The 25,961-nt window shown below is 63.0% G+C and carries 25 protein-coding genes; 18 read left to right on the top strand and 7 right to left on the bottom strand.

What is annotated here, in order from left to right:
• Positions 1-199 precede the first annotated feature (199 nt).
• The 6 genes from A9D60_RS15320 to A9D60_RS15345 all read left to right on the top strand — a co-directional run bounded on the left by A9D60_RS15320 (position 200) and on the right by A9D60_RS15345 (position 5,386).
• Positions 200-1,144 carry a CheB methylesterase domain-containing protein gene (locus A9D60_RS15320; protein ID WP_065268398.1) on the top strand — a complete coding sequence of 315 codons (945 nt, stop codon included), beginning with the start codon at positions 200-202 and terminating at the stop codon, positions 1,142-1,144.
• A gap of 24 nt (positions 1,145-1,168) precedes the next feature.
• Positions 1,169-1,738: a chemotaxis protein CheD gene (locus A9D60_RS15325; RefSeq protein WP_065268399.1), complete on the top strand. Its 570-nt coding sequence runs from the start codon at positions 1,169-1,171 to the stop codon at positions 1,736-1,738.
• 99 nt (positions 1,739-1,837) lie between these two features.
• Positions 1,838-2,641: a molybdate ABC transporter substrate-binding protein gene (gene modA, locus A9D60_RS15330; RefSeq protein WP_065268400.1), complete on the top strand. Its 804-nt coding sequence runs from the start codon at positions 1,838-1,840 to the stop codon at positions 2,639-2,641.
• A complete protein-coding gene (modB, locus tag A9D60_RS15335) occupies positions 2,638-3,342 on the top strand; it encodes a molybdate ABC transporter permease subunit (protein WP_083194223.1) in 705 nt (234 codons plus the stop codon). The genes modA and modB overlap by 4 nt, the downstream gene beginning before the upstream one ends.
• Complete coding sequence (modC, locus tag A9D60_RS15340) at positions 3,342-4,430, top strand: molybdenum ABC transporter ATP-binding protein (RefSeq protein ID WP_065268401.1); 1,089 nt, start codon at positions 3,342-3,344, stop codon at positions 4,428-4,430. Before modB ends, modC begins: the two co-directional genes overlap by 1 nt.
• A 125-nt stretch (positions 4,431-4,555) precedes the next feature.
• Positions 4,556-5,386 (top strand): bifunctional allantoicase/(S)-ureidoglycine aminohydrolase, encoded by an 831-nt coding sequence (locus tag A9D60_RS15345; RefSeq protein WP_065268402.1) that lies wholly within the window; start codon positions 4,556-4,558, stop codon positions 5,384-5,386.
• Positions 5,387-5,457: 71 nt separating this feature from the next.
• Here the strand turns inward: A9D60_RS15345 and A9D60_RS15350 are convergent, their stop codons facing one another.
• The gene (locus A9D60_RS15350; protein WP_083194224.1) at positions 5,458-5,826 is read right to left on the bottom strand and encodes a winged helix-turn-helix transcriptional regulator; all 369 of its coding nucleotides are present in this window, start codon (positions 5,824-5,826) and stop codon (positions 5,458-5,460) included.
• 210 nt (positions 5,827-6,036) lie between these two features.
• Between A9D60_RS15350 and A9D60_RS15355 the strand changes: the two genes are divergently transcribed.
• Positions 6,037-7,200, top strand: a complete 1,164-nt coding sequence (locus A9D60_RS15355; protein WP_217492065.1) for a glutathione S-transferase N-terminal domain-containing protein — start codon at positions 6,037-6,039, stop codon at positions 7,198-7,200.
• Between the two features lie 12 nt (positions 7,201-7,212).
• Here the strand turns inward: A9D60_RS15355 and bhcR are convergent, their stop codons facing one another.
• Positions 7,213-8,028, bottom strand: a complete 816-nt coding sequence (gene bhcR, locus A9D60_RS15360; protein WP_065268404.1) for an HTH-type transcriptional regulator BhcR — start codon at positions 8,026-8,028, stop codon at positions 7,213-7,215.
• 198 nt (positions 8,029-8,226) lie between these two features.
• Here bhcR and bhcA point away from each other — a divergent pair, with 198 nt between their 5' ends.
• The 5 genes from bhcA to A9D60_RS15385 all read left to right on the top strand — a co-directional run bounded on the left by bhcA (position 8,227) and on the right by A9D60_RS15385 (position 13,212).
• Positions 8,227-9,417 carry an L-aspartate--glyoxylate aminotransferase BhcA gene (gene bhcA / locus A9D60_RS15365; RefSeq protein ID WP_065268405.1) on the top strand — a complete coding sequence of 397 codons (1,191 nt, stop codon included), beginning with the start codon at positions 8,227-8,229 and terminating at the stop codon, positions 9,415-9,417.
• A complete protein-coding gene (gene bhcB / locus A9D60_RS15370; RefSeq protein ID WP_065268406.1) occupies positions 9,417-10,385 on the top strand; it encodes a beta-hydroxyaspartate dehydratase BhcB in 969 nt (322 codons plus the stop codon). The genes bhcA and bhcB overlap by 1 nt, the downstream gene beginning before the upstream one ends.
• A 16-nt stretch (positions 10,386-10,401) precedes the next feature.
• Positions 10,402-11,565: a 3-hydroxy-D-aspartate aldolase BhcC gene (bhcC, locus tag A9D60_RS15375; protein WP_065268407.1), complete on the top strand. Its 1,164-nt coding sequence runs from the start codon at positions 10,402-10,404 to the stop codon at positions 11,563-11,565.
• 72 nt (positions 11,566-11,637) lie between these two features.
• A complete protein-coding gene (bhcD, locus tag A9D60_RS15380; protein WP_065268408.1) occupies positions 11,638-12,603 on the top strand; it encodes an iminosuccinate reductase BhcD in 966 nt (321 codons plus the stop codon).
• A gap of 96 nt (positions 12,604-12,699) precedes the next feature.
• Positions 12,700-13,212 carry an AmiS/UreI family transporter gene (locus A9D60_RS15385; RefSeq protein ID WP_065268409.1) on the top strand — a complete coding sequence of 171 codons (513 nt, stop codon included), beginning with the start codon at positions 12,700-12,702 and terminating at the stop codon, positions 13,210-13,212.
• 64 nt (positions 13,213-13,276) lie between these two features.
• Here A9D60_RS15385 and A9D60_RS15390 read toward each other — a convergent pair whose 3' ends face one another.
• From A9D60_RS15390 to puuE, 3 genes are all read right to left on the bottom strand, one after another.
• Entirely contained in the window at positions 13,277-14,713 is a 1,437-nt protein-coding gene (locus A9D60_RS15390; RefSeq protein WP_065268410.1) for a uracil-xanthine permease family protein, read from the bottom strand.
• 68 nt (positions 14,714-14,781) lie between these two features.
• Positions 14,782-15,273, bottom strand: coding sequence for an ureidoglycolate lyase (locus A9D60_RS15395; RefSeq protein WP_065268411.1), 492 nt, complete (start codon positions 15,271-15,273; stop codon positions 14,782-14,784).
• Positions 15,270-16,685: an allantoinase PuuE gene (gene puuE, locus A9D60_RS15400; RefSeq protein ID WP_065268412.1), complete on the bottom strand. Its 1,416-nt coding sequence runs from the start codon at positions 16,683-16,685 to the stop codon at positions 15,270-15,272. The genes A9D60_RS15395 and puuE overlap by 4 nt, the downstream gene beginning before the upstream one ends.
• 149 nt (positions 16,686-16,834) lie before the next feature.
• Here puuE and uraH point away from each other — a divergent pair, with 149 nt between their 5' ends.
• Complete coding sequence (gene uraH, locus A9D60_RS15405) at positions 16,835-17,191, top strand: hydroxyisourate hydrolase (protein ID WP_065268413.1); 357 nt, start codon at positions 16,835-16,837, stop codon at positions 17,189-17,191.
• 79 nt (positions 17,192-17,270) lie between these two features.
• Here the strand turns inward: uraH and A9D60_RS15410 are convergent, their stop codons facing one another.
• Positions 17,271-18,179 carry a LysR family transcriptional regulator gene (locus tag A9D60_RS15410; protein ID WP_065268414.1) on the bottom strand — a complete coding sequence of 303 codons (909 nt, stop codon included), beginning with the start codon at positions 18,177-18,179 and terminating at the stop codon, positions 17,271-17,273.
• Between the two features lie 104 nt (positions 18,180-18,283).
• Between A9D60_RS15410 and A9D60_RS15415 the strand changes: the two genes are divergently transcribed.
• Positions 18,284-19,543: a urate hydroxylase PuuD gene (locus A9D60_RS15415; RefSeq protein ID WP_065268415.1), complete on the top strand. Its 1,260-nt coding sequence runs from the start codon at positions 18,284-18,286 to the stop codon at positions 19,541-19,543.
• A 313-nt stretch (positions 19,544-19,856) separates the two neighbouring features.
• Complete coding sequence (locus A9D60_RS15420) at positions 19,857-20,060, top strand: hypothetical protein (RefSeq protein WP_065268416.1); 204 nt, start codon at positions 19,857-19,859, stop codon at positions 20,058-20,060.
• A gap of 58 nt (positions 20,061-20,118) precedes the next feature.
• On the opposite strand, the gene A9D60_RS15425 is transcribed toward A9D60_RS15420, so the two are convergent.
• Positions 20,119-21,036 (bottom strand): LysR family transcriptional regulator, encoded by a 918-nt coding sequence (locus A9D60_RS15425; RefSeq protein ID WP_065268417.1) that lies wholly within the window; start codon positions 21,034-21,036, stop codon positions 20,119-20,121.
• A gap of 206 nt (positions 21,037-21,242) precedes the next feature.
• Between A9D60_RS15425 and xdhA the strand changes: the two genes are divergently transcribed.
• Genes xdhA through xdhC form a run of 3 tightly spaced genes read left to right on the top strand, consistent with a single transcriptional unit; the run spans position 21,243 to position 25,935 of the window.
• Positions 21,243-22,706: a xanthine dehydrogenase small subunit gene (gene xdhA, locus A9D60_RS15430; protein WP_065268418.1), complete on the top strand. Its 1,464-nt coding sequence runs from the start codon at positions 21,243-21,245 to the stop codon at positions 22,704-22,706.
• A gap of 13 nt (positions 22,707-22,719) precedes the next feature.
• Positions 22,720-25,038 (top strand): xanthine dehydrogenase molybdopterin binding subunit, encoded by a 2,319-nt coding sequence (xdhB, locus tag A9D60_RS15435; RefSeq protein WP_065268431.1) that lies wholly within the window; start codon positions 22,720-22,722, stop codon positions 25,036-25,038.
• Between the two features lie 3 nt (positions 25,039-25,041).
• Positions 25,042-25,935 (top strand): xanthine dehydrogenase accessory protein XdhC, encoded by an 894-nt coding sequence (xdhC, locus tag A9D60_RS15440; RefSeq protein ID WP_065268419.1) that lies wholly within the window; start codon positions 25,042-25,044, stop codon positions 25,933-25,935.
• The last annotated feature ends 26 nt before the right edge of the window (positions 25,936-25,961 follow it).

The following is a 25,961-nucleotide window of genomic DNA, read 5'->3' on the forward strand; positions in this document are numbered from 1 at the left end:
GCAATGCCGCACGCGACCTCTGGCAGGACTTCTGAGAACTCACCGGAGGCGCCGCAAAAAAACGCGGCGCCTTCAGACTATGGCAACCTGTGCCTGTAATTCTGATGGCACTGCAACTTGACTGGGGAACCCATTGTCTTCGCGAAACTTATTGATCATTACCACGGACCGGAACTTTGCCCGCACGTTGCAGGGATACATGGAGTCCGCCTACCCCGGCATGAAAGTGCTGTTGGCCAACAACCTGATGATGGCCTACAATCAGGCAGAGGCCGCACAGCCGGTTTTTGCCTTTGTCGAGGACGGTTTCACCAAACTGCCCGAATTTGAGATGATGATGGCGCTGTTCTCCGCCATGGATACCCGCTGGGTTTCCGTGATGGATACTCAGGGCGCCACACCGGCCCGAAAATCCTCGCCGCTTCTGGATGTCGGCGCGGGCATTTTCGAACTAACGAAATCCGACCACCCAAGCCAGTTTGCCCAGTATCTGGACATGATGCTGAATGCGCCGCGCCGCAGTGCCCGTGCCGCAGCACGTGCTTCGGCTGCACGCCCTTCCGCCACCGCTGGAAGCGCCAAGAAGCTGATCCTGATCGGGTCCTCGACCGGCGGCGTGGAAGCGCTGCGCAATGTGCTGGTCGGCTTTCCATTCGACTGTCCGCCGACCCTGATAGTGCAGCACACCGGCAAGAACTTCGGCTCCGGCCTGGTATCGCTGCTGGACCGCATCTGCCCGGCCCGCGTGCGTGCGGCCGAGGATGGCATCACTCTGGAACCGGGCCACGTTTACATCGCTGCCGGCCAGCGCCGTCACATGGGGCTGACCAGCCGCAAGCCCCTGCGTCTGCGGATGAAGGAAGGCCCGGATATTTCCGGCCACACACCTTCTGTTGACGCTCTGTTCACCTCTGCCGTGCCATATGGGAAGGACGTTGTTGCCACTATTCTGACCGGCATGGGCCAGGACGGGGCCAGGGGGCTTCTGGAACTGCGCAAGGCCGGCGCCAAGACCTTTGCCCAGGATGAGAAATCCTCAGTGGTCTACGGCATGCCCCGGGTGGCCTGGGAAATGGGGGCTGCCCAGCAGCAGGTGCCTCTGACCCGGATGGCCAATACACTACTACAGGCCAGCAAGGTCTGATCGAACCGCAGGAAGGACCTGACTTTGACTACTGTTTTCGCCAATTCGAAATCCGTTACGGTTCTGCAAGGGGAATACCGGGTGAGCACTGATCCTAAGATCATGTTCTCCACGGTCCTTGGTTCGTGCATTGCTGCCTGCATTTATGATCCGGAAAATGGTGTGGGCGGGATGAATCATTTCCTGCTGGCCAACGCCCGCCAGGGCGGTGCGGCCAATGCCCGCTACGGCATCCATGCAATGGAGCTGCTGATCAACGGGGTTCTCAAGAAGGGCGCGATCCGCTCCAATCTCAAGTCCAAAGTGTTCGGCGGTGCGAAGATGTCGGCCAACCTGTCGGATATTGGTGCCGCCAATGCCGATTTTGTGCAACGCTTCCTTCGCGATGAGGGCATCCCCGTGATCTCTTCCAGCGTTGGCGGCACATCGGCGCGCCGGGTGCGCTTCCACGCCTGTTCCGGCGCGGCCCAGCAAACCCATGTGAAGGACGACCGCAAGCTCGGCGAAATGGAGCAGCGCGCCGCTACGCGCCCCGCACCCGCACCCGCTCCTGCGGCTGCTGGTGCAGGCGCTGGCGTTGTTGATCTGTTCTGAGCAGCGGCCTCGACCGTCATCCGGGCTGCAAAGCCGCTGCACCAGGGCAAGAATTTCCGTTTGCCCGTTCCGGCCGGCAGAGGTAGTCCCTTAAGGGACATGAGCGCAAACCTGGCTTCATTCCTGAATTCATTGGCTTCGCCGGCATTCCGGCGGAGCCTTGTTGCTGCTGGGGTTTTATTCCTGAGCCTGGCCGGTCAGCTGCAGGCCGGGATCACAGTTTTCGCCGCCGCCAGCACCAAAACCGCATTGGATGAAGCCTCGGCAGCCTACGAGGCAGGCACCGGCCGGGATGTCACGCTCTCCTATGCAGGCTCGCCCGCCTTGGCCCGGCAGATCCAGCTGGGCGCACCCGCGGATGTTTTCATATCGGCCAATCCCGGCTGGATGGATGTCCTGCAGCAAGAGGGCTTGATCGATGAAGCCTCACGCCTGGACTTGCTTGCGAACAGTCTGGTTTTGATCGCGCATGGACCAGGTGCTCTGCCGCTGGACTTAGAGACCGCGGATCTGGCAGGCCGGCTTGGCGAAAGCCGCCTGGCCATGGCGCTGGTGGATACGGTGCCTGCAGGCATCTACGGCAAGGCAGCACTGATGGCACTGGGGCAATGGAGTGAGCTTGCCCCCAAGGTGGCTCAGACCGCCAATGTCCGCGCCGCGCTGGCGCTGGTTGCCTCCGGCGAGGCGCCGATGGGGGTGGTTTACGCCACCGATGCCCGTGCAGAGGCCGGCGTCTCGGTCCTTGCCGTCTTTCCGGAAGACAGCCACCCGCCAATTCTTTATCCTGCTGCAGCGGTCGCGGATGGCAACATCGCCGAGGCCAAGGCGTTTTTGGATTACTTGCAAAGCCCGGCAGCCAGAGAGGTTTTCATTCAGCAGGGGTTTGGAGTGCCAGATCCGTGAGTGCTGAAACCGCATGGCTGGGCCCCGAGGAGTGGCAGGCGGTCATGCTGTCGCTGCGGGTCTCCGTCTGGGCAACGCTGGCAGCGCTGCCGCTGGCGGTGTTTGCCGCCTACGCGCTGGCGCGCTGGCAGTTTCCCGGCAAACAGATCGTTAACAGCCTGGTGCATCTGCCGCTGATCCTGCCGCCGGTGGTTACCGGCTATCTGCTGCTGATGGTGTTCGGCACCAAGGGGCCGATCGGCGGGGCGCTGCAACAGATCGGCATCGTCTTTGCCTTCCGCTGGACCGGGGCCGCGCTGGCCGCGGCCATCATGGCCTTTCCGCTGATGGTGCGGGCCATCCGCCTGTCGATTGAGGCGGTGGACCCCAAGCTGGAGCAGGCCGCCGCGACCCTGGGCGCGTCGCGCCTGATGTGTTTTGCAACCATTACCCTGCCGATGATCCTGCCCGGGCTGATTGCAGGCACTGTGCTGGGCTTTGCCAAGGCGATGGGGGAGTTCGGCGCTACCATCACCTTTGTCTCCAGCATTCCCGGCCAGACCCAGACGCTGCCCTCCGCGAYCTATACCTTCCTGCAGGTGCCCGGCGGCGAGACCGCGGCGTTGCGGCTGACATTGGTGTCGGTCGCAATCGCCCTGACCGCGCTGCTGCTGTCGGAACTGCTGGCGCGGCGGGCAGCCGACCGGGCAGGGGGGCGCTGATGCTGACCGTGTCGCTGCAACATGCGCTGCCGGGGTTCGGGCTGGACGTTCAGTTCGAAGCGCCGCCGGGCGTCACCGTGCTGTTCGGCCGCTCCGGCACCGGCAAGACGACGGTGATCCAGGCGGTTGCCGGGCTGCTTCGGCCGGATCAGGGCAGGGTGGCGCTGGAGGGGGAAGTTCTGTGCGACACCAGCCGCGGCCACTGGCTGCCACCGCACAAGCGCCGCATGGGCTATGTGTTTCAGGAGGGGCGGCTGTTTCCGCATCTGACAGTGCGGCAGAATCTTTTGTTCGGGCAATGGTTTGCACCACGCGACGCCAAGAAAGAGAGCCTGGATAGGGTAGTCGAGCTGCTGGGCATCGGCCCCTTGCTGCAGCGCCGCCCCGGCCGGTTGTCAGGCGGCGAGAAGCAGCGGGTTGCCATCGGCCGCGCACTGCTGGCCGCCCCCCGGATGATCCTGGCGGATGAGCCGCTGTCGGCGCTGGATGAGGCCCGCAAGGCGGAAATCCTGCCCTATTTCGAGCGGCTCAGGGATGAGATCGGCATTCCGATGCTTTACGTCAGCCACTCCGCCGCCGAGGTCGCCCGGCTGGCTACCACCGTGGTTGTGCTGCAGGACGGCAAAGTCCAGCGGCAAGGGATGGCGGCAGAGGTTCTAGGCGACCCCGCAGTTATGCCCGCAGGCGTCCGCGCGGCAGGCGCATTGCTGCAGGCGCGGGTTGCCCGGCATCACGGCGACGGGCTGACAGAGCTGGATGCAGGCGGCGTGTCTTTGTTCTTGCCGCAAATTGCCAAGGCTCCCGGCAGCATGGTTCGGGTCAGGATCTCGGCACATGAGGTAATCCTGTCGCGCCAGCGACCCGAAGGGCTGTCGGCGCTCAATATCCTGCCAGGGACGGTTGAACATGTCCGCACCGGCGGCGGGCCCGGCGCCATGGTCTCGCTGACCACGCCTGCGGGCCGGGTTCTGGCCCGTGTCACCCGACGCTCCGCCCAAGCGCTGGCACTGGAACCAGGCGCGGAATGCCATGCAGTGGTCAAAACCGTCTCCATCGCGCCGGAAGATATCGGCAGCAGCGGCGGTTAGGGCCGTCAATGACGTCTTCAAAAATACCAAGACAATCCTTCAGGTATTCTTGATACGGAAATAAGTTCGGTTGCGCCGGACGGGCGGGTATCAATAGGGCAGCACTTCAGCAGGAAAGGCAGCCCATGACTCAACGATCGTACTACGCCCCTGAAGGCGGGCTGCCGCCGCAGACCCAATTGCTGACCGACCGCGCCATGTTCACCGAGGCCTATGCRGTGATYCCSAAGGGCACGATGAGCGATATCGTGGCGAGCCTCCTGCCGTTCTGGGACAAGGCCCGCTTCTGGGTGCTGTCGCGGCCCCTGTCCGGATTTGCCGAGACCTTCTCGCAGTACATCGCCGAGGTGCTGCCCGGTGGCGGCAGCGACCGTCCGGAAACGGAAGCGGGCACCGAGGCGGTGCTGTTCGTGGTGCAAGGCTCCATGACCCTGACCATCGACGGCACCGCGCATGAAATGGAAGAGGGCGGCTATGCCTTCCTGCCGCCGCAAGCAAACTGGAGCCTGCGCAACAACGGCGATGCGCCGGTGCGCTTCCATTGGATCCGCAAGGCCTATCAGCCGGTTGCGGGCCTGGATGCGCCGGAGGCCTTTGTCACCAGCGACAAACACGTTGATCCGACCCCGATGCCGGAAACCGAGGGCAAATGGGCGACGACGCGCTTTGTCGATCCGAACGACCTGCGCCACGACATGCATGTGACCATCGTCACCTTTGAACCCGGTGCGGTGATCCCCTTTGCCGAGACCCATGTGATGGAGCACGGCCTTTATGTGCTGGAGGGCAAGGCGGTTTACCGGCTGAACCAGGACTGGGTCGAGGTCGAGGCCGGCGACTATATGTGGCTGCGCGCCTTCTGCCCGCAAGCCTGTTACGCGGGCGGTCCGGGCAAGTTCCGCTACCTGCTGTACAAGGACGTGAACCGCCACATGCCGCTGGCACCGCTGCGCTGAGGGCAGGTCAGGGCAACACAAGCCGTATTACGGTATCGGGCTGCTCATACTCAGGCTGGCCGACCCTCAGGTCAGCTGGCCTGTTCGCCGTTATGGAGCACCCACCATTTGTGCATTGCGTGGAACATGTCTGTCAGGGCCAGCGCCTTGGCGGTTGCCGTGTATTCCACCCTCGGCGGCACCTCGGGAAAGATCTCCCGGCTGACAAGGCCGTCTTTCTCCAGCGCCCTCAGCTGGCTGGTGAGCATGGTCTGGGTGATGCCTTCAACTTCACGCTTTAGCTCGCCAAACCGTTTGGTTCCCTGAAAGATCAGCACCTGAAGAATAATCAGCTTCCACTTGCCGCCAATGAGCTGAGCGATGTCCGGCATCGGACAGCGCGTGCCAAATGCCCCGCCAGTTTGCTTGGCCTGGAAATTTTCCGGCGGCTCGGCATTCATCGCAAATTCCCCTTGGTACAAAAATCATACTAACATGAATTCAAACAGTTTCGCGGAAAATCAGAGTTTAGGATGCCCTTTCGCCGGAACCTTTCACTGGAAGCAGCCCGGCAATAGTATCGTTTTCCTGACTAAGTTAGAAAATTCTGCCTACTTTTCAATTCATTAACAACCTTTACCCTCCTCGGAGACACCTGAAGGAGGTTCAATATGACACTCACTATTCACACAATCAGCGGTGCACCATGCGCTTGGCGTGTTCTCGCGGGCCTGGCACTCAAGGGGCTGAGCTGGGAGCAGAACGTGCTGTCAGCGTCGGACGGCGAGCACAAGAAGGAACCCTTCCTGTCGCTCAATCCGCGCGGCACGGTCCCGGTGCTGGAAGCAGGCGGCTGCGTTATCCGGGATTCCATCGCGGCTCTTGCCTGGCTCGACCGGGCCTTTCCGGAGCGTCCGCTTTTTGGATCCTGTCCGGATGAAGCCGCAAAAATCTGGCAGATCACAATGGAAACAAACAGCTATCTGCGCGATGCCTGCCATGCAGTGCTGGCGCCTGTCCTGGTGCAACGCGTCACGCCAGCCCCCGGCAGCCAGGAAGAAGCAGCGCTGAAGACCGCGGCGGAGACCCTGCACAGAGAGTGCCGCTGGCTGGAAGGGTTGCTGGACGGCAGGCCGTATCTGGCCGGGGATGCGCCGAGCGCCGCAGACGCGGTGGCGTTTCCGGAAATCCGGCTGATCCAAAGAGCAGTCGAAACGCGCCACGCAATTATGGAAAAACTCGGGTTCGGCTTTCCTCCCAATCACTACCCCCGTCTGGCGGACTGGAAGGAGCGGATGAGCGCACTGCCCGGTATGGCTGAAACCCTGCCGCCGCACTGGAACGAGCAGGACAGCAGACCCGCCGCGCGCAACTACAAACGCAGCATTTCCGCCGCCGCCACACCTGACCAGGCGTTTCACGCCCTAACCCAAGGGTTCGGGGATTGGTGGACGGAGTCGGATAATCCCATTCTGCAACCCGGCGACCGCGCCAAATTCACCTTCCCTCCGGGGCATTCGTTCTGGACCTTTGAGGCCAAGCGCCTTGTTCCCGGCGAACTTGTCGAGCTCGAATGCGTCGAGGCGCTGCATCTGCACGAGGGACAGCCCAGCGGGATCCAGACCGAATGGCACGGCACCCGCGCGATCTGGCGCATCTTCCCGGATCCGCAGGGCTGCCGCATCCGGTTTGAGCATGAGGGCCTCAGACCCAGCCTGCTCTGCTACCGCATCTGCGAGGCCGGCTGGGACCATTTCTTCGTTTCCAGCCTCAAGGCGTTCCTGGACACCGGTCAGGGCACTCCGCACCGCGTTGAAGAGAAAAAACAGCTCTAGGGGCAAGGGGCGTCAGACTGCCGGCGCCCCCATCCCTTGCGACAGTTTTTGTGCGGCGTCCTTGACCAGGGCGCCGATGCCGTCGATACCGCCGTCGGGCATCCGTGCAGTGGGGCCGGAGATCGAGATCCCGGCCAGCACCTCGCCCTGCATGCCAAAGACCGGCGCAGCAACACAGCGCATACCCTGCGCCTTTTCCTCGTCGTCGAAGGACCAGCCGCGGCTGCGGATCCGCGCCAGATCTTCGCGCAGCGCCTCGGCTGAGGTCAGGGTTTTCTCCGTGAACTCTTGCAGCGTCCGTCCGCGCAGGAAGCGGGCCAGCTGATCCTCACCAAAACAGCTGAGCAGAGCCTTTCCGATGCCCGAGGCGTGCATCGGTGAGGTGGTGCCGGGCGGGAAGAAAGCCCGGATCGATTCATGTGTTTCCACCTGGCTCACGAACATCACATCACCGCCGCGTTCGATGCCGAGGTTGGAAGTCTCGCCGGTGGCCTCCATCAGCTCTCGCATCACCGGCCGCGAACGCTCAATAACGCTAGAGCGGCGCAGGAAGGCGGAGCCGAGGCGGAACGCCATCGCACCGATGTGCCAGGTCTGGGACTGCGGTTCCATCTCGACAATCCGGCGCGCCTCCAGCGTCGCCAGCACCCGGTACATGGTGGCTGCCGACTGATCGAGCGCTGCTGAGAGTTCCGTCAGCGTCATGCCGCTGGCGCCGGCCAGAGCGTCCAGCACGTCCAGCGCCCGGTCCAGTGACTGGATGGTGGCCGGCTGGCTGTTGGAATCGAAACTCTTGGGACGGCCCTTGCGGCGCGGCGGCTGGGGCATTTTCAGGTCTTTCTTGGCAATTCAAGCAGCTGCTTATGGATAAAACTGAAAATCACTTCTGTACAGTGAAAAAACTAAAACCATTGAAAATATAGAAAAATTACTCATTTCATCCGTTTTTGAAAGTTTTTTTCAAAAAAGTATCCCTGCGGGCAGCTGCCCCTTACATTGGAGGAAATCGCCACAGGAGGGCACGACATGAGCTTTCAAAATCCGGTTTTCATCCCCGGTCCGACCAATATGCCCGAAGCGCTGCGCAAGGCAGTGGACATGCCGACGCTGGACCACCGCTCGCCGCTGTTCGGCCAGATCCTGCACCCGGCACTGGCCGGCGTGAAGAAGGTTCTGAAAAGCGAAACCGCCGAGATTTTCGTCTTCCCGTCGACCGGCACCGGCGGCTGGGAAACCGCGATCACTAACACGTTGAATGCGGGCGACAAGATCCTGGCCGCCCGCAACGGCATGTTCAGCCACCGCTGGATCGACATGTGCCAGCGCCACGGGCTGGACGTGCAGGTTGTCGAAACTCCCTGGGGCGAGGGCCTGCCTGCGGACCGCTACGAGGAAATCCTGACCGCCGACACTTCCCACCAGATCAAGGCGGTTCTGGCGACCCACAACGAGACCGCAACCGGCGTGAAGTCCGACATCGCCGCCGTCCGCCGCGCGCTGGACGCCGCGGGCCACCCGGCACTGCTGTTTGTCGACGGCGTGTCCTCGATCGCCTCGATGGACTTCCGGATGGATGAATGGGGCGTCGATATTGCCGTCACTGGCTCGCAGAAAGGTTTCATGCTGCCGCCGGGCCTGGCCATCGTCGGTTTCTCGCCCAAGGCGATGAAAGCGGCGGAGACCGCGACCCTGCCGCGCACTTTCTTTGACATCAAGGACATGGCCAACGGCTATGCCAACAGCGCCTATCCCTACACCCCCTCTGTCGGCCTTCTGAACGGTCTGAACATGGCCTGTGGTATGCTGCTGGATGAAGGGCTGGAGAACGTCTTTGCCCGCCACCACCGGATTGCCGAGGGCGTTCGCGCCGCGGTCCGCGCCTGGGGGCTGGAGCTTTGCGCCGTGTCGCCGGATGTCTACTCCGACAGTGTTAGTGCGATCCGCACGCCGGACGGCTTTGACGCCAACAAATTCGTCAGCCTGGCAGCTGAGAAATACGGCGTCGCCTTTGGCACCGGCCTGGGTGAGGTCGCGGGCAAGGTGTTCCGCATCGGACACCTGGGCAGCCTGACCGACGTGATGGCGCTGTCGGGCATTGCCACCGCCGAAATGGTCATGGCCGACCTTGGCTTGGACATCCAGCTGGGCTCCGGCGTTGCTGCTGCACAGGACTACTACCGCGGCAACACCGCCAGCAGCGCCAAGGCCGCCGCCTGATGAAGGATACCGCGATGTATATCCCGACCTATGAGGACATGCTGGCTGCGCATGAGCGCATCCAGCCCCATATCCGCCGCACCCCGGTGCGCACCTCTGCCTATCTGAATGAACTGACCGGCGCCGAACTGTTCTTCAAGTGCGAGAACTTCCAGGAACCGGGCGCCTTCAAGGTGCGCGGCGCCACCAACGCGGTGTTCGGGCTGGACCAAGAGCAGGCCGCCAAGGGCGTCGCCACGCATTCCTCCGGCAACCATGCCTCTTGCCTGTCCTACGCGGCAATGCTTCGTGGCATCCCGTGCAACGTGGTCATGCCGCGCACCGCGCCGCAGGCCAAGAAGGACACCGTGCGCCGCTATGGCGGCAAGATCACCGAATGCGAGCCCTCGACCAGCTCGCGCGAGGAGACCTTTGCCAAGGTGCAGGCCGAGACCGGCGGCGACTTCGTCCATCCCTACAATGACCACCGGGTCATCGCGGGGCAGGGCACCTGCGCCAAGGAATTCGTGGAGCAGACCGACGGCCTCGACATGGTGGTGGCCCCGATCGGCGGCGGCGGCATGATTTCGGGCACCTGCCTGACGCTGTCGACGCTGGCGCCGGAAACCCAGGTGATCGCGGCGGAACCGGAGCAGGCCGATGATGCCTATCGCAGCTTCAAGGCGGGGTACATCATCGCAGATGATGCGCCCAAGACCATTGCCGACGGGCTGCTGGTGCCGCTGAAGGACCTGACCTGGCACTTTGTCAGCAACCACGTGAGCGAGATCTACACCGCGTCGGATGCGGAAATCATCGACGCGATGAAGCTGATCTGGAAGCACCTGCGCATCGTGATGGAGCCGTCTTCAGCGGTGCCGCTCGCCACCATTTTGAAAAACAAAGACGCCTTCGCGGGCAAACGCGTGGGCCTGATCGTCACCGGCGGCAATGTCGACCTCGACAAGCTGCCCTGGATGAACAGCTAAACTGGGGAATAGAAACATGAACGCACAGACCAAATTCGAAGAACTTGAAGTCGGCTATGACGTCCCGGCGATCCCGGGCATGGACGAGGCTGACATCCAGACCCCGGCGCTGGTCCTCGACCTGGACGCGCTGGAGCGCAACATCAAGAAGATGGGCGACTATGCCAAGGCGCACGGCATGCGCCACCGGGTGCACGGCAAGATGCACAAGTCGGTGGACGTGGCCAAGCTGCAAGAAGAACTGGGCGGCGCGGTTGGCGTCTGCTGCCAGAAGGTGTCCGAGGCTGAGGTCTTTGCCCGCGGCGGCATCAAGGACATTCTGGTGTCCAACCAGGTGCGCGACCCGCAAAAGATCGACCGTCTGGCCCGCCTGCCCAAGCTCGGCGCCCGCACCATCGTTTGCGTCGATGATCTGGACAACGTGGCTGACCTGTCGGCAGCGGCGCAAAAGCACGGCACCGAGCTGGAAGTGTTTGTCGAGATCGACTGCGGCGCAGGCCGCTGCGGCGTAACCACGACTGAGGCGGTTGTCGAGATCGCCAAGGCGGTGAACGCGGCTGAGAACCTCAAGTTTTCCGGCATCCAGGCCTATCAGGGCGCCATGCAGCACATGGACAKCTACGAGGACCGCAAGGCCAAGCTGGACATCGCCATCGCGCAGGTGGCCGATGCGGTTGAAGGGCTGAAGGCCGAAGGCATCGAGTGCGAACTGGTCTCCGGCGGCGGCACCGGCTCCTACTACTTCGAGTCGAACTCCGGCGTGTACAACGAGCTGCAGTGCGGCTCCTACGCCTTCATGGACGCGGATTACGGCCGCATCCTGGACAAGGACGGCAACCGGATCGATCAGGGCGAGTGGGAAAACGCCTTCTTCCTCTACACGCAGGTGATGAGCCACGCCAAGGCCGACAAGGCCATCGTGGATGCCGGCCTCAAGGCGCAGTCGGTCGACAGCGGCCTGCCCTTCATCTTCGGCCGCGACGATGTGGAATACATCAAATGCTCGGACGAGCACGGTGTGGTCTCCGACCCGAACGGCGCGCTGAAAGTGGGCGACAAGCTGCGCCTGGTGCCGGGCCACTGCGACCCGACCGCCAACGTGCACGACTGGTACGTCGGTGTGCGCAACGGCAAGGTTGAAACCGTCTGGCCCGTCTCGGCCCGCGGCAAGGCCTACTGACCGAACCATCCCCGAACTGGCGGAGGTGCGCATGCCGCCCTCCGCCGGCTTTTTTGTTGAGGAGAAACAGACATGTATATCGTTCCGGAAAAGGCGATTGCGGACCTGGTGACCCGTGAAGCCTCGTTCGATGCGGTCGAGAAGGTCTTTGCCGCCATGGCTTCGGGAGATGCCTATAACTTCCCCGTGGTGCGCGAGGCAATTGGCCACGAGGACGCGCTGTATGGCTTCAAGGGCGGCTTTGACCGCGCAGGCCTCACCCTGGGCCTCAAGGCCGGCGGCTACTGGCCGAACAACCTGGAGAAACGCGGGCTGATCAACCACCAGTCCACCGTTTTCCTGTTCGACCCGGACACCGGCAAGGTGAAGGCGATGGTGGGCGGCAACCTCCTGACCGCGCTGCGCACTGCGGCGGCGTCCTCTGTGTCGATCAAGCATCTGGCCCGCCAGGACGCCAAGGTGATCGGCATGATCGGCGCTGGCCATCAGGCCAGGTTCCAGCTGCGCGCCGCTCTGGAGCAGCGGCAGTTTGAAAAGGTCATCGGCTGGAATCTGCATCCCGAGATGCTGCCGAACCTACAAGAGGTGGCGGATGAGGCGGGGCTGCCCTTTGAAGCCGTGGAGCTGGACGGCATGCGCGAGGCAGATGTGATCATCTCCATCACCTCGTCGTTCGATGCGATCCTGAAGGCGGATCAGGTCAGCCCCGGCACCCATATCGCCTGCATGGGCACCGACACCAAGGGCAAGCAGGAAGTGGATCCCCAGCTGCTGGTTGCGGCCGACGTGTTCACCGACGAGGTCGCCCAGTCCATCTCCATCGGTGAAGCGCAGCACGCGGTGGCGCAGGGCCTGATCCAGGAGTCTGATGTCGCCCAGATCGGCGCGGTCATCAACGGCACCAATCCGGGCCGCACCTCGGACGATCAGATCACCCTGTTCGACGGCACCGGCGTCGGCCTGCAGGATCTGGCCGTCGCAGCCTCTGTCGTGGAAGTTGCGGTCGAAAAAGGCATCGCTATCGAGGTCGATTTCTAAGCCCCGGCAAGAAACACATTCCGAAAATATCCGCGTAGCGGAGCAGCAGGAGAGAGGTGTACCTCTCTCCTGTTTTTTCTTTGAGGGGCTGAAAACATGTTTCTGGGATTGAGCCTGCTGGTGGTCGGCGTCGTGCTGTGCCTGAACGGCGTCTGGCTTATGGGCCGTATTCAGGACCGCGAGATCATCCTGATAAATGCGGTTGCGGCGCTGGTGTTCTTCGCCATCGTCCTGCTGATCGCGCTGGCGGCACGGCAGCCCGCGGACCTGCTGGATGCGGGCATGACACTGTTGTTCGGCACCACATACCTGTGGGTGGCCTACAACCGCACTTTCGCCTCCAGCGGCGAGGGGTTGGGATGGTTCAGCGGCTTTGTGGCGCTGACTGCCGCGCCGATGGTGCTGCGGGTACTGGCGCAAGCGGACGGTCTGTTCGATGTCTGGCTGGCCGGTTGCTGGGCCGCCTGGTCCGGATTGTGGTTCCTCTATTTCCTGAACCTTGCGCTGCGGCGCGGCAGCCCCCGTGTGACTGCCATTGCAACGCTCCTGTGCGGGATCTTCACCGGCTGGCTGCCGGGGCTGGCAGTTCTGCACGGGCTTGCCGCCTGAAACGTAAAGAACCGGCCCACCGCGGGCCGGTTCTTCAATTTCAGCTTGCCTGGCGCGGTGTGTTTCAGGCGTGATCCTCATGCGGCAGCGAACCTTTGCCATGGCCGCTCATCCCGCCAGAGACTTCTTCAGTCGCCTCCCCCGACAGTTCCTGCGGCAGCACCAGGTTCAGAACGATGGCGATCAGCGCCGCCGGCAGGAGGCCGCTGGTCAGCAGGATGCGCGCGGTGTCGGGCATGTGCTGCAGCGCGCCCGGCTCCAGCTGCAGGCCAAGGCCGATGGACAGGGAGATCGCAAAGATCACCATGTTGCGGCGGTTCCAGTCCACGTCCGACAGCATCGAAACACCGGCCGCAACCACCATGCCGAACATCACGATCACACCGCCGCCCAGCACCTCGATCGGCACGGTGCGGATCACCGCCCCCACCTTGGGGATTAGCCCGCAGATGATCAGGAATATGGCGCCGCAGGTCACAACATGGCGGCTCATCACGCCGGTCATTGCGATCAGGCCTACGTTCTGGCTGAAGGAGGTATTGGGGAAGGCACCGAAGAACCCCGCCACAGCAGTTCCCACACCATCGGCATAGGTCGCGCCAGCAATCTCCTCCTCAGTGGCTTCGCGGCCCGCGCCGCCCTTGGTCACGCCAGAGACGTCACCGACGGTTTCCACGGCTGAGACAAAGCTCATCAGGCAGAAGCCGATGATGGCCGCGGCGGAGAACTCCACCCCGTACTTGAACGGCTGCGGCAGGGCAAAGGCCGCGGCCCGCTCCCAGGAGCCGGAGACCGCCTCAAAGGTCAGCATGCCTGTCATCAGCGCATAGATGTAGCCGACGATCAGCCCCAGCAGCACCGCCGAGACCGACAGCATCCCCTTTGTAAAGAACTTCAACCCCAAGGTGACGATAATCACCACCAGCGCCGCCGACCAATTCAGCAGCGAGCCGTATTCCGGGGTGCCAATGGCGGGAACGCCTCCCGCGGCGTATTGAATGCCGACCTTGACCAGCGCCAAGCCGATCATCGTCACCACCAGTCCGGTGACCAGCGGCGGCAGCGCAAAGCGGATCTTGCCGATCACCGTGCCCAGCGAGGCATGAAAGATACCGCCAACAATGACGCCGGTGAACAATGCGGCCAGACCGTCCACCCCCTTGCCCGCAACCAGCGGGATCATGATCGGAAGAAAGGCAAAGGAGGTGCCCTGCACAATCGGCAGCGCAGAGCCGACCGGCCCCAGCGTGATGGTCTGCAGCAGTGTGGCAATGCCGGCAAACACCATCGACATCTGAATCAGATAAAGCAGCTCGGGGAAATCGGGTGAGTTGGAGCCGAACCCGAAACCGGCGGCTCCGGCCACGATGATGGCGGGTGTAACGTTTGATACGAACATCGCCAGCACGTGCTGGATGCCCAGCGGCACCGCCTTGTGCAAGGGCGGCGTATAGTTGGGGTCGCGCAGCTGTGCTGGCGTCCCGATGGAAGTGTCAGCCATGAATTTCTCCTGTTGGTCATGGGGATCTTGCCGCTTCTTGTTTTTGCTGGCGGCTTCGAGGTGTGCGGTCAGTCAGCGACCACGGTAAACGGCTCCTTGAACCAGTGTTCTTCGAGGTTGGGCGAGGTGCCGATCCGGTCGACAACAATGTATTGCCCGGGTGCTCCCAGCGGGGCGAGCACCCCGTGCCAGGTGCCCCGGTGCAAGTTGATGGACTGGCCCGGCTGGCTGATGAAGGCCTGCGGGTTGACCGGCACACCGCCGTCGTCATCCGCCACCACAACCAGCATCGGCACGCCGCTCACTGGCACAAAGGCCTGGCTGCCCTCCGGGTGACGCTCCACCATGTCCACCTTGTGCGGCAAGTGACGGGCCTTGGCGTCAAACAGGCTGATACCGGCCCGCCCGTCCGGGCCGAAATCCAGGGCCGCGCGGTCGTGATGACGCCCGCACATGCCCTGATTGATGATCTTGTCCGGCGCGCCCGCAACCTCAATCACGTCGCCATAGGGTGCAAAAGCCGCTGCGGTCAGCGGCTTTGCTGTCAGCCGCCCGCTCACGGCAGCAGGTCCTGCAGGCGGAACTGGGCAATGCGCTCAACCTGGCGGCAGGCCTCATCGAACTCGGTTGCCCGGTCATTGTGGATGCGGCGGTGGAAGGCCTCCATGATCGACGCCTTGTTGTGGTCGCGCACCGCGATGATGAAGGGGAAACCGTGCTTCTCCACATACTCGGTGTTGAGCCGGGTGAAGGTCTCGCGCTCTTCGTCGGTCAGCATATCAAGGCCGGCACTGGACTGTTCCGAGGTACTCTCCGCCGTCAGGCGGCCCGCGGCGGCCAGTTTGCCAGCCAGATCAGGGTGCGCGGTCAGCACGCCCAGACGCTCATCCTCAGATGCGGTGCGGAAAATCCTGCACAGCGCGTTGTGGACGCCCGCAGCGCAGTCATGCGCCGGGCCCAGCTCCAGATCAAAGGCGCGGTCGGCGATCCAAGGCGAATGCTCAAAGATAGAGCCGAACTTGGCGACAAACGCTTCGCGCTCCATTTGGCTCGGGCGCTCACGTTTCTCCGGCGGATGGGTTTCCGCCCAATGCTCGGCAATGTCGATGCGGCGCGGGCACCAGACGCCCTCGAACCCTTGGATGTAGTCTATAAAGCGTTTGAGGCCGGCGATCTTGCCCGGACGGCCCACCAAACGGCAATGCAGGCCGATGGTCATCATCTTCGGCGCGCCGGCTTCGCCTTCGGCATAGATCACGTCAAACGCATCCTTCAGATACTGGAAGAAATGCTCACCTGTGATCCAGCCCGGCGAATTGGAAAACCGCATGTCGTTGGCTTCCAGCGTGTAGGGGATGATCAGCTGATCGCGCCCGCCGGTCTCCAGCCAATAGGGCAGGTCGTCATCGTAAGTGTCGGAGATGTAGTCAAAGCCGCCTTCCTCGGCTACCAGACGCACGGTGTTGGCGCTGCAGCGCCCGGTGTACCAGCCGCGCGGGCGGGTGCCGGTCACCTCAGTGTGCAAACGCACAGCCTCGGCAATGGCGGCGCGCTCCTCATCCTCGGCCATGTCCTTGTGCTCGACCCATTTCAGGCCGTGGCTTGCGATCTCCCAGTCCGCGTCCTTCATCGCCTGCACCTGCTCGGGGCTTCGGGCCAGAGCACTAGCGACGCCATAGATAGTCAGCGGAATGCCCGCGCCGGTGAACAGCCTGTGCAGCCTCCAGAAGCCGGCGCGCGATCCGTATTCATAGATCGACTCCATGTTCCAATGGCGCTGGCCGGGCCATTGCGAGGCACCAGGAATGTCGGACAAGAACGCTTCCGAGGCCGCATCCCCATGCAGGATGCAGTTCTCGCCGCCCTCTTCATAGTTCAGAACAAATTGCACGGCGGCTTTGGCCCCATTGGGCCACTGCGGGTCAGGTGCGGCAGCACCGTATCCGCGCAAGTCACGAGGATAGCGCGTCACGTCAGGTCTCCTGTCTTTTTATTATGTATAGAACAGATAATCCGCTTCGGCTTTCAGTATATTTTTGAAAGAACTTTTTGACTCTTCCTTCTGTATGCAGCGGGCTGAACCGCGCATACCTAGGGAAACGGAATTGATAGGAGGCTGGCATGGCCGGATTTCTGACCACCCATGTGCTGGACACTGCCCGCGGCTGCCCGGCGGAAGGGCTGAAGATCGACCTTTACCGGATCGAAGGCGATGAGCGCGTGCACCTGCGCAGCCTGACCACCAATGACGACGGGCGCACCGATGAGCAGATCCTGCCCGCAGGCGAGTTCGCCACCGGCACCTATGAGCTGGTGTTCCACGCAGGCGGCTACCTGCGCGCCACCGGCCAGGCCGGCGCTGATCCGCTGTTCCTGGACGAGGTGCCGCTGCGTTTCGGCATGAGCGAGGCAGGCAGCCACTACCACGTGCCGCTCTTGCTGTCGCCCTACGGTTACTCCACCTACCGCGGCAGCTGAGCCACCCTCCCCAAGATACCTCTCCTCCCGCTTGGCATCTGCCGGCGGTTCCCGTCCCAGGCAACTGGGGCGGGCTTTTTCATTCTGAGGGGAGCGATGCCTGGATGTGATCCACCATGAAATCCATGAACAGCCGCACCTTGGGGTCCTGATGGCGGCGGTGGACGTACAGGCAGGCCATCTGGATCGGAATCGGCGGCTCTTCCGCCAGCACCGGCACCAGCCTGCCGGAGGCCAGATGTTCCGAAATCTCGAACACCGGTTTCAGGATGATCCCGTGCCCGTCCAGCGCCCAGCTGGTCAGCACATCGCCGTGATCCGATTCAAACGGCCCGGTGACCGTCACCCGTTTCACCCCGTCCTGACTCCGCAGCGGCCATTGGAACTCCGGCGCGCCGGGATAGCGCAGGTTCAGGCAGTCATGCGCCTCCGTCTTCAGTTCTTCGCTGTTTTTCGGCTGGCCGCGCTGCCTGATGTACTCCGGCGCTGCGCACAGCACCCGCGGGCAATCGGCGATCTTGCGGATGCGCAGGTTTGAATCCTCCGGCACGCCTAGGAAAAACGCCGCATCCAGCCCCTCTGCCGCCAGGTCCAGCTTGCGGTCCGACAGCCGCAGCCGGATCGAGATCAGCGGATAAGCTTCCTTGAACTTCGGCACCGCCGGCGCAATCAGCCGCTGCCCCAGCCCCAAGGGCGCTGCCACATAGAGCGTGCCGCGCGGGGTTTGGGTGACACTGCTGATATCGGCTTCCGCCTCGTCCACAGCTTCCAGGATCTTGACCGCGCCGTGATAGAACAAATTGCCCTGCTCGGTCGGATTGAGCAGCCGGGTGGTGCGCTGGAACAGCCGCACGTTCAGGTGATCCTCCAGCTGCGAAATCCGCGACGACGCCACTGCCGCCGAGATCCGCATGTCGCGGGCGGCAGCAGACATGTTGCCAAGTTCATAGACGCGGACAAAGGTGCGGATATTGTCGAGATAGGCCATTCATGTATTCTTTGTGTTATTTTGAAACAGCTTGGATTTTTTACCTAATACATGAAAATAGCACCATGCTCTAGTCTCGGGTCAAAGCTTATGAGGAGAGAACAATGGAAGAGCTTGTGATCATGTGGGACTGGCTGGGCTTTGCGGTCCGCTGGCTTCATGTCATCACCGCCATTGCCTGGATCGGATCGTCCTTCTACTTCGTCGCGCTGGACCTTGGCCTGCGGAAGGTTCCGCATCTGCCGGTCGGCGCGCATGGCGAGGAATGGCAGGTCCACGGCGGCGGTTTTTACCACATCCAGAAATACCTGGTGGCACCGGAGAACATGCCGGATCACCTGATCTGGTTCAAATGGGAAAGCTACGCCACCTGGCTGTCCGGTGCTGGCCTGTTGATGATCGTCTACTGGGCGGGCGGAGAGCTGTACCTGATCGATTCCGCCAAGGCCGACCTGGCCCTGTGGCAGGGCATCCTGATTTCCGGCGCGTCGCTGACCATCGGCTGGATCGTCTATGACTTCCTGTGCAAATCGCCGCTGGGGGAAAAGCCGACCTTCCTTATGGTGCTGCTGTTTGTGCTGCTGGTCGCCATGGGCTGGGGCTACAACCAGATCTTCACCGGCCGCGCGGTGATGCTGCACCTGGGCGCCTTTACGGCTACCATCATGACGGCAAACGTTTTTTTCATCATCATGCCGAACCAGCGCATCGTGGTGAAGGATCTGCAGGAAGGCCGCACGCCGGATGCCAAATACGGCAAGATCGCCAAGCTGCGTTCGACCCATAACAACTACCTGACATTGCCGGTGGTGTTCCTGATGCTGTCGAACCACTACCCGCTGGCATTTGCCACCGAGTACAACTGGCTGATCGCGGCGCTGGTGTTCCTGATGGGCGTCACTATCCGCCACTACTTCAACAGCAACCACGCGGGCACCAGCAACCCGACCTGGACCTGGCCTGTGACCGCCATCCTGTTCATCGGCATCATGATCCTGAGCCAGGCGCCGCTGCAGCAGGACACCTACGAGGAATCCGAGGCGCGGGAGCTGACCAAATCCGAGCAAGTGTTTGCCAGCAATCAGCACTTCGAGGACGTGATGAATGTGGTGCCGGGCCGCTGCGCCATGTGCCACGCGCGGGAGCCCTACTATGACGGCATCCGCCGCGCGCCCAAGAACGTGCTGCTGGAGACCCCGGCCGATGTGGCGAAATACGCCAAGGAGATCTACCTCCAAGCCGGTGCCACCCATGCGATGCCGCCTGCCAACGTCACCTTCATGGAGGACGAGGAGCGCGCCCTGATCCGCCGCTGGTACGGCAGCGCCTCCAAGGATCTGCCGCTGACGCTGGCCGCGAACTGACGCCGAACAGCACAAACAAACCGAATGGCCCTGCCTGGCGGCGGGGCCATTTTTTTGCCCAGCACCAAGCGTGCACCCCCCGTACACCGCCTGTGCACCCCCAAGGCAGCAAAAAACCTGGGAACCTTTCACCGCAGCCGTGCGTTATCCCTGCAGGGTGCGCCCAATTGCGCCGGATCTCCGGGGTTTCCGGTCTGTTCTGCCACAGCGCCATTCCCTTTCGGGCACCCTTCCCCCAGCAGCACATGCCGGGGGCTGGCCGTTTGGGACCGCGGCAAAACTGCGGGGTTTGGACGTTGAAGGAGGAAACACGATGTTTAAGAAATCCATCGCCATCGGATTTGCACTTTGCACCACTCTGGCCGCCTGCGGTGACACCACCGGCGAACGGCTGGTTTACGGTGCGGGCGCCGGCGCAGCCGGTGCCGCTGTTCTGGACGCCAACCTGGTAACGGGTGCGGCCGTCGGGGCTGCGGCCAACCTGATTTACTGCCAGGAAAATCCGCACCGCTGCTAACGCGAGAACCCTGGAAATGAAAAAGGCGGGCCAGCGGTGCCCGCCTTTTTTGCTGCCTTCAGTTACCCGCCTCGCTGCGCCGGAAGGCGGAGAGGCCGTGTTTCACCGCGTAATCCACAAACAGGCGGATCTTTGGATCCTGCAGTTTCCGGTGAGGGTAGAGGCAGCCGAAGATGGTCGCCTCCGGCGGCGTGTCCGGCAGCACCTCCACCAGCGCGCCGCTGCGCAGATGCGCGGCAACGTCAAACCGCGGCTTGTTGACGATGCCGCGCCCGTCCAGCGCCCAGCCCGTCAGCACGTCGCTGTCATCGGCGTCGTACTTGCCTGACACCTCCAGCTTTCGCGGGCCTTCCGGGGTCGACAATGTCCAGTAATATTCCGKCGAACGCGGATAGCGCAGCAGCAGGCAGTTGTGGCCGGTCAGCAAGTCCTCCGGCAGTTGCGGGGTGCCGTGCCGCTCCAGATATTCCGGCGCGGCACACAGCACCCGGGTGCAATCGGCGATCTTGCGCATCTTCAGGGTGGAATCATGCGGGGTGCCGATAAAGAACGCCACATCCAGCCCGTCCGCCAGGATATCGACCTTGCGGTCCGACATCCGCATCCGGATTTCGGTGGCCGGATAGTCCTCGACAAAGCCCGGCACCAGCGGCGCGATGATGCGGCGGCCAACGCCCAGCGGCGCGGTCACCCGGATCACACCGCGCGGCGCGGCGGAGAACTGCGAGACCACCGCTTCGGCGTCCTCAATCGATTCGAGCACCTTCTTGGCTTCTGCATAAAACAGCTGCCCGACCTCTGTCGGGGTCAGCGATCTCGTGGTACGGTTGAAGAGACGCACCCCAAGGTGCTTTTCAAGCTCCTTGATCCTTTTGCTGGCCACCGCCGGAGTCAGCCGCAGATCCCGCCCGCCAGAGGTGATGCTGCCTAGTTCGACGACTCGGGTAAAGACCCGCAGGGATTCCAGATAAGACATGTTTCACAGACCTTTACGGGGCGCGTTCCCCGCCTGCCAGTCAGGCAGGCAGGCGGAAAAGCACCGGTTCCGGCACCTATTACCGTAACCATTTTCAACAGGGTGTTGAAAGCCTTTCGCGATTGCGGCCGTTAACCGTGGCAGTCAGACAAGGTAAAAATGACATAAGCGGGCCAGCTCGGCCCAAGAGACACTCGGGAGGCCCCATGGCACATCAAACCGGCATACGCTTTCTTCTGAACGGCAAGGATATTGTGCTGGAGGACGTGAAGGCGACCACCACCCTGCTGGAATTCCTGCGGCTGGAGCAGCGCCTGACCGGCACCAAGGAAGGCTGCGCCGAGGGCGACTGCGGCGCCTGCACCGTGCTGGTGGGTCGTCTGCACAATGGCGCACTGCGTTATGAGGCGGTGAACGCCTGCATCCGGTTCCTGGCATCGCTGAACGGCTGCCACGTTGTGACGGTTGAGCATCTGTCCGGCCCCAATGGCCGTCTGCACCCGGTGCAGCAGGCGATGGTCGAATACCACGGCAGCCAGTGCGGCTTCTGCACCCCCGGTTTCGTGATGTCGCTTTATGCGCTGTGGATGGAAAACCCGCAGCCGAATGAGGCCGAAGTAGAAACAGCCGTTCAGGGCAACCTCTGCCGCTGCACCGGCTATGAGCCGATCGTGAAGGCAGCGCTTGCGGTGAACCAGTACGGCACCCCGGCCAATGATTACCTGACTACCGAACGCGACGCGCTGACCGCCAAGCTGAAGGCGATCCAGCCGCAGACCCGTGTGGTTACCGGCCCCGAGGACGACCGCGCCATCCTGCCGCTGAATGCGGCGGATCTGGCAGAGGTGCTGGCCGAGAACCCCAAGGCGACCATCGTCGCAGGTTCCACCGATGTGGGATTGTGGGTCACCAAGTTTATGAAGCCAATCTCTCCGGTGGTGTTTGTTGCCCACCTGGAGGAGCTGAAGGCCATCGAGCTGACGGATGAGGCGCTGACCATCGGTGCCGGCGTCACCTATACCGAGAGCGAAGCGGCGATCCGCGATGCCTTCCCGCATCTGGGCGCCTACTGGGACCGCATCGCCGGCTGGCAGGTGCGCAACATGGGCACCATCGGCGGCAATATCGCCAACGGCTCGCCCATCGGGGACACTCCGCCGGTGCTGATCTCGCTGGGTGCCGAGGTGACGCTGCAGAAGAAGGGCGGGTCGCGCACCCTGCCGCTGGAGGAGTTCTTCATCGACTACGGCAAGCAGGACCGCGAGCCGGGCGATTTCGTCGCCTCGATCCGCGTTCCGTTGCACCGCGATGGCCAGATCGACGCCGCCTACAAGATTTCCAAGCGCCGGGACGAGGATATCTCTTCGGTTGCGGCAGGCGTCAGCGTCACCGTCAAGGAAGGCGTGATCACCGCTGCACGGATCGCATTCGGCGGCATGGCGGCAACGCCCAAGCGCGCCGCCGGTGCCGAGGCCGCACTGGTTGGCCAGCCCTGGAGCGAGGCTGCATTTGACGCGGCAGCGGAGGCGGTGAAGCAGGACTTCACCCCCTTGAGCGACTGGCGCGCCTCTGCGGAGTACCGCGCGCTCACGGCCAGCAACCTGCTGCGCCGCTTCTACCTGGAACATGATGCGGGAACCGCCGGTGCCGTCCGGCTGGCCGTCGCCTGAGGAGGATTTTGAGATGAAAGACCATCAGACCATCAGCGGCGCCGTGCACCATGACCGCCAGCATGACAGCGCGATCAAGCATGTGACCGGCCGCGCCGAATACACCGACGATATCGCCGAACCCTATGGCACGCTGCACGCCTACCTGGGTGTTTCCACCGTCGCCCACGCCAATATCAAGAGCATCGACCTGTCAGCTGTGCGCGCCGCGCCCGGCGTGGTGGATGTGCTGACCGCTGAGGATATTCCCGGCGTCAACGACATCAGCCCCACCGGCAAGCATGACGAGCCAGTGTTCCCGACCGAGAAGGTCGAATTCCACGGCCAGCCGATATTTGCGGTGATCGCCGAGACCCGCGATGCCGCCCGCCGAGCGGCCGAGCTGGCAGAGGTGGACTATGAGGTGCTGCCGCACGCGCTGGACCCGGTCCAGGCGCAGGAGGCCGGCTATCCGATGATCACCGACCCGCTGAAGCTGGAGCGCGGCGATGTGGAAGCGGGCCGCAAAGGCGCCGCCCACCGCATCCAGGCGCAGATGACCGTCGGCGGCCAGGACCACATGTATCTGGAGGGGCACATCGCCTTTGCCGTCCCCGGCGAAGATGAGGATGTGACCGTGCATTGTTCCACCCAGCACCCGAGCGAGGCGCAGCATATGGTGGCGCATGTTCTGGGCGTTTCGAACAATGCGGTGACCGTCAACGTGCGCCGGATGGGTGGCGGCTTTGGCGGCAAGGAAAGCCAGATGAACCTGTTCTGCGCGGTGGCTGCGATTGCCGCGAAGAAGCATAACCGCCCGGTCAAGATCCGCCCGGACCGCGACCAGGACATGACCGCCACCGGCAAGCGCCATGATTTCGTGATCGACTATGACGTGGCCTTTGACGATGCGGGCCGCATTCAGGCGGTCGAGGGCGGTTTTGCCGCGCGCTGCGGCTATTCCTCGGACCTGTCGGGGCCGGTCACCGACCGCGCGCTGTTCCACGCGGATAACGCCTATTTCTACCCGAACGTGCTGCTGAAAAGCCGCCCGATGAAGACCAACACCGTCTCCAACACCGCCTTCCGCGGCTTTGGCGGCCCGCAGGGTGTGGTCGCGGCAGAGCGGATGATCGAGGAGATCGCCTATGCCCTCGGCAAGGACCCGCTGGATGTGCGCAAGGCCAACTTCTATGGCGAAGAGGGCCGCGATCTGACGCCCTACCATCAGAAGGTGGAGGACAATATCCTCGACCGGCTGATCGGGGAGTTGGAGGAAAACGCCGAATACCGCAAGCGGCGGGAGGAGATCATCGCCTTCAACAAGGAGTCGAAGATCATCAAGAAGGGCATTGCCCTGACACCGGTGAAATTCGGCATCTCCTTCACCGCGACCTGGTACAATCAGGCGGGCTCGCTGATCCATGTCTATAACGACGGCTCGATCCACCTGAACCATGGCGGCACCGAAATGGGGCAGGGCCTCAACACCAAGGTGGCGCAGGTTGTGGCAGACGCCTTCCAGGTGGATTTCGAGCGCATCAAGATCACCAAGACCACCACCGAGAAGGTGCCGAACACCTCTGCCACCGCGGCCTCTTCCGGCTCGGACCTCAATGGTATGGCGGCGCTGGATGCGGCGGAGCAGATCATTGCCCGGCTGACCAAATTCGCGGCTGAGAAGCACGGTGTCACCGAGGCGGAGGTCGAATTCCTGCCCAACCGCGTGCGCGTCGGCAGCGAAGAGATCCCCTTCGATACGCTGGTGAAAGAGGCCTATATGGCCCGCGTCCACCTGTCGGCGGCGGGCTTCTACAAAACCCCGGAAATCCACTGGGACCGCGCGGCGGGCAAGGGCCAGCCGTTCTTCTACTACGCCTATGGCGCCGCCTGCTCCGAGGTGTCGGTCGACACGCTGACCGGCGAATACCGGGTGGAGCGCACAGATATCCTGCATGACGTGGGGCGCTCGCTGAACCCGATCCTGGACAAGGGCCAGGTGGAGGGCGCGTTCATCCAGGGCATGGGCTGGCTGACCACCGAGGAGCTGTGGTGGGACGGCGAAGGCCGCCTGCGCACCCATGCGCCTTCGACCTACAAGATCCCGCTGGCGTCCGACCGGCCGCGCATCTTCAACACCCGGCTGGCCGAATGGTCGGTGAACAAGAAGCGCACCATCAAGCGGTCCAAAGCCGTGGGCGAGCCGCCGTTCATGCTGGGCATCTCGGTGTTTGAGGCACTGTCGATGGCGGTTGCCAGCACCACGGACTACAAGGTCTGCCCGCGCCTCGATGCGCCGGCCACGCCGGAGCGCGTGCTGATGGCGATCGAAACCCTCAAAGGGCAGGGCTGAGCCATGACCCGCCGCCTTTCCCTCCAGGACTTTCTGGCCAGCCGCAAACATGTGGTGCAGGTCGTGCTGACCCGCGTCCGCGGATCCTCCCCGCGCGAAACCGGCACCTGCATGTTTGTGGCGGCGGAAGGCCTGTGGGGGACCATTGGCGGCGGCCAGCTGGAATATATCGCCATCGACCACGCAAGGCGGATGCTGAAGCAGGGTGTGATCAGCGACACGCTGGATGTGCCGCTGGGGCCGGAGATCGGCCAGTGCTGCGGCGGCCGGGTGGAGATGTCGCTGGCGCAGATGCGCCAGGCCGACCGCGACGCTGCCATTGCCCGGCAGCAGGCCGAGGAACAGGCGCTGCCGCATGTCTATGTGATGGGCGCGGGCCATGTGGGCCGGGCTCTGGCGGATCTGTTCCAGCATATGCCGGTGCGCTGCATCCTGGTTGACCAGCGTGCCGAAGAACTTGCCCTGTGCAACGCGGATGTGGAAATCCGCCAAAGCGCTATTCCCGAGATCGACATTGCCACCGCACCCGCGGGCAGCGCCTTTGTCGTTCTCACCCATGATCATGCGCTCGACTTCCTGCTTGCCTCCGCTGCCCTGCAGCGCGGCGATGCGGGTTATGTCGGCCTGATCGGATCGGCCACCAAGCGGGAGAAATTCCGCCGCTGGTGCCGGGACCATTGCGACGGTCTGGGAACCGACCGTCTCATCTGCCCCATCGGGGCAAGCGGTAGCCGCGACAAGCGGCCCAGCGTCATCGCGGCCTTCGTGGCGGCGGAAGTGATTGCTGATCTGACCTCTGAAACTGCCGCGTCCGCTCCATCACGGAGCACTGACCTGCCCCAAGCGGGTAAGCAACCGGACGCAGAGGGAGATACGGCTGGAGCAAACAGCCGTTAAGACTGCGTCCTCTTGACAGGAGGAGG

The organism is Leisingera sp. JC1 (assembly GCF_001679925.1).
GTDB lineage: Bacteria > Pseudomonadota > Alphaproteobacteria > Rhodobacterales > Rhodobacteraceae > Leisingera.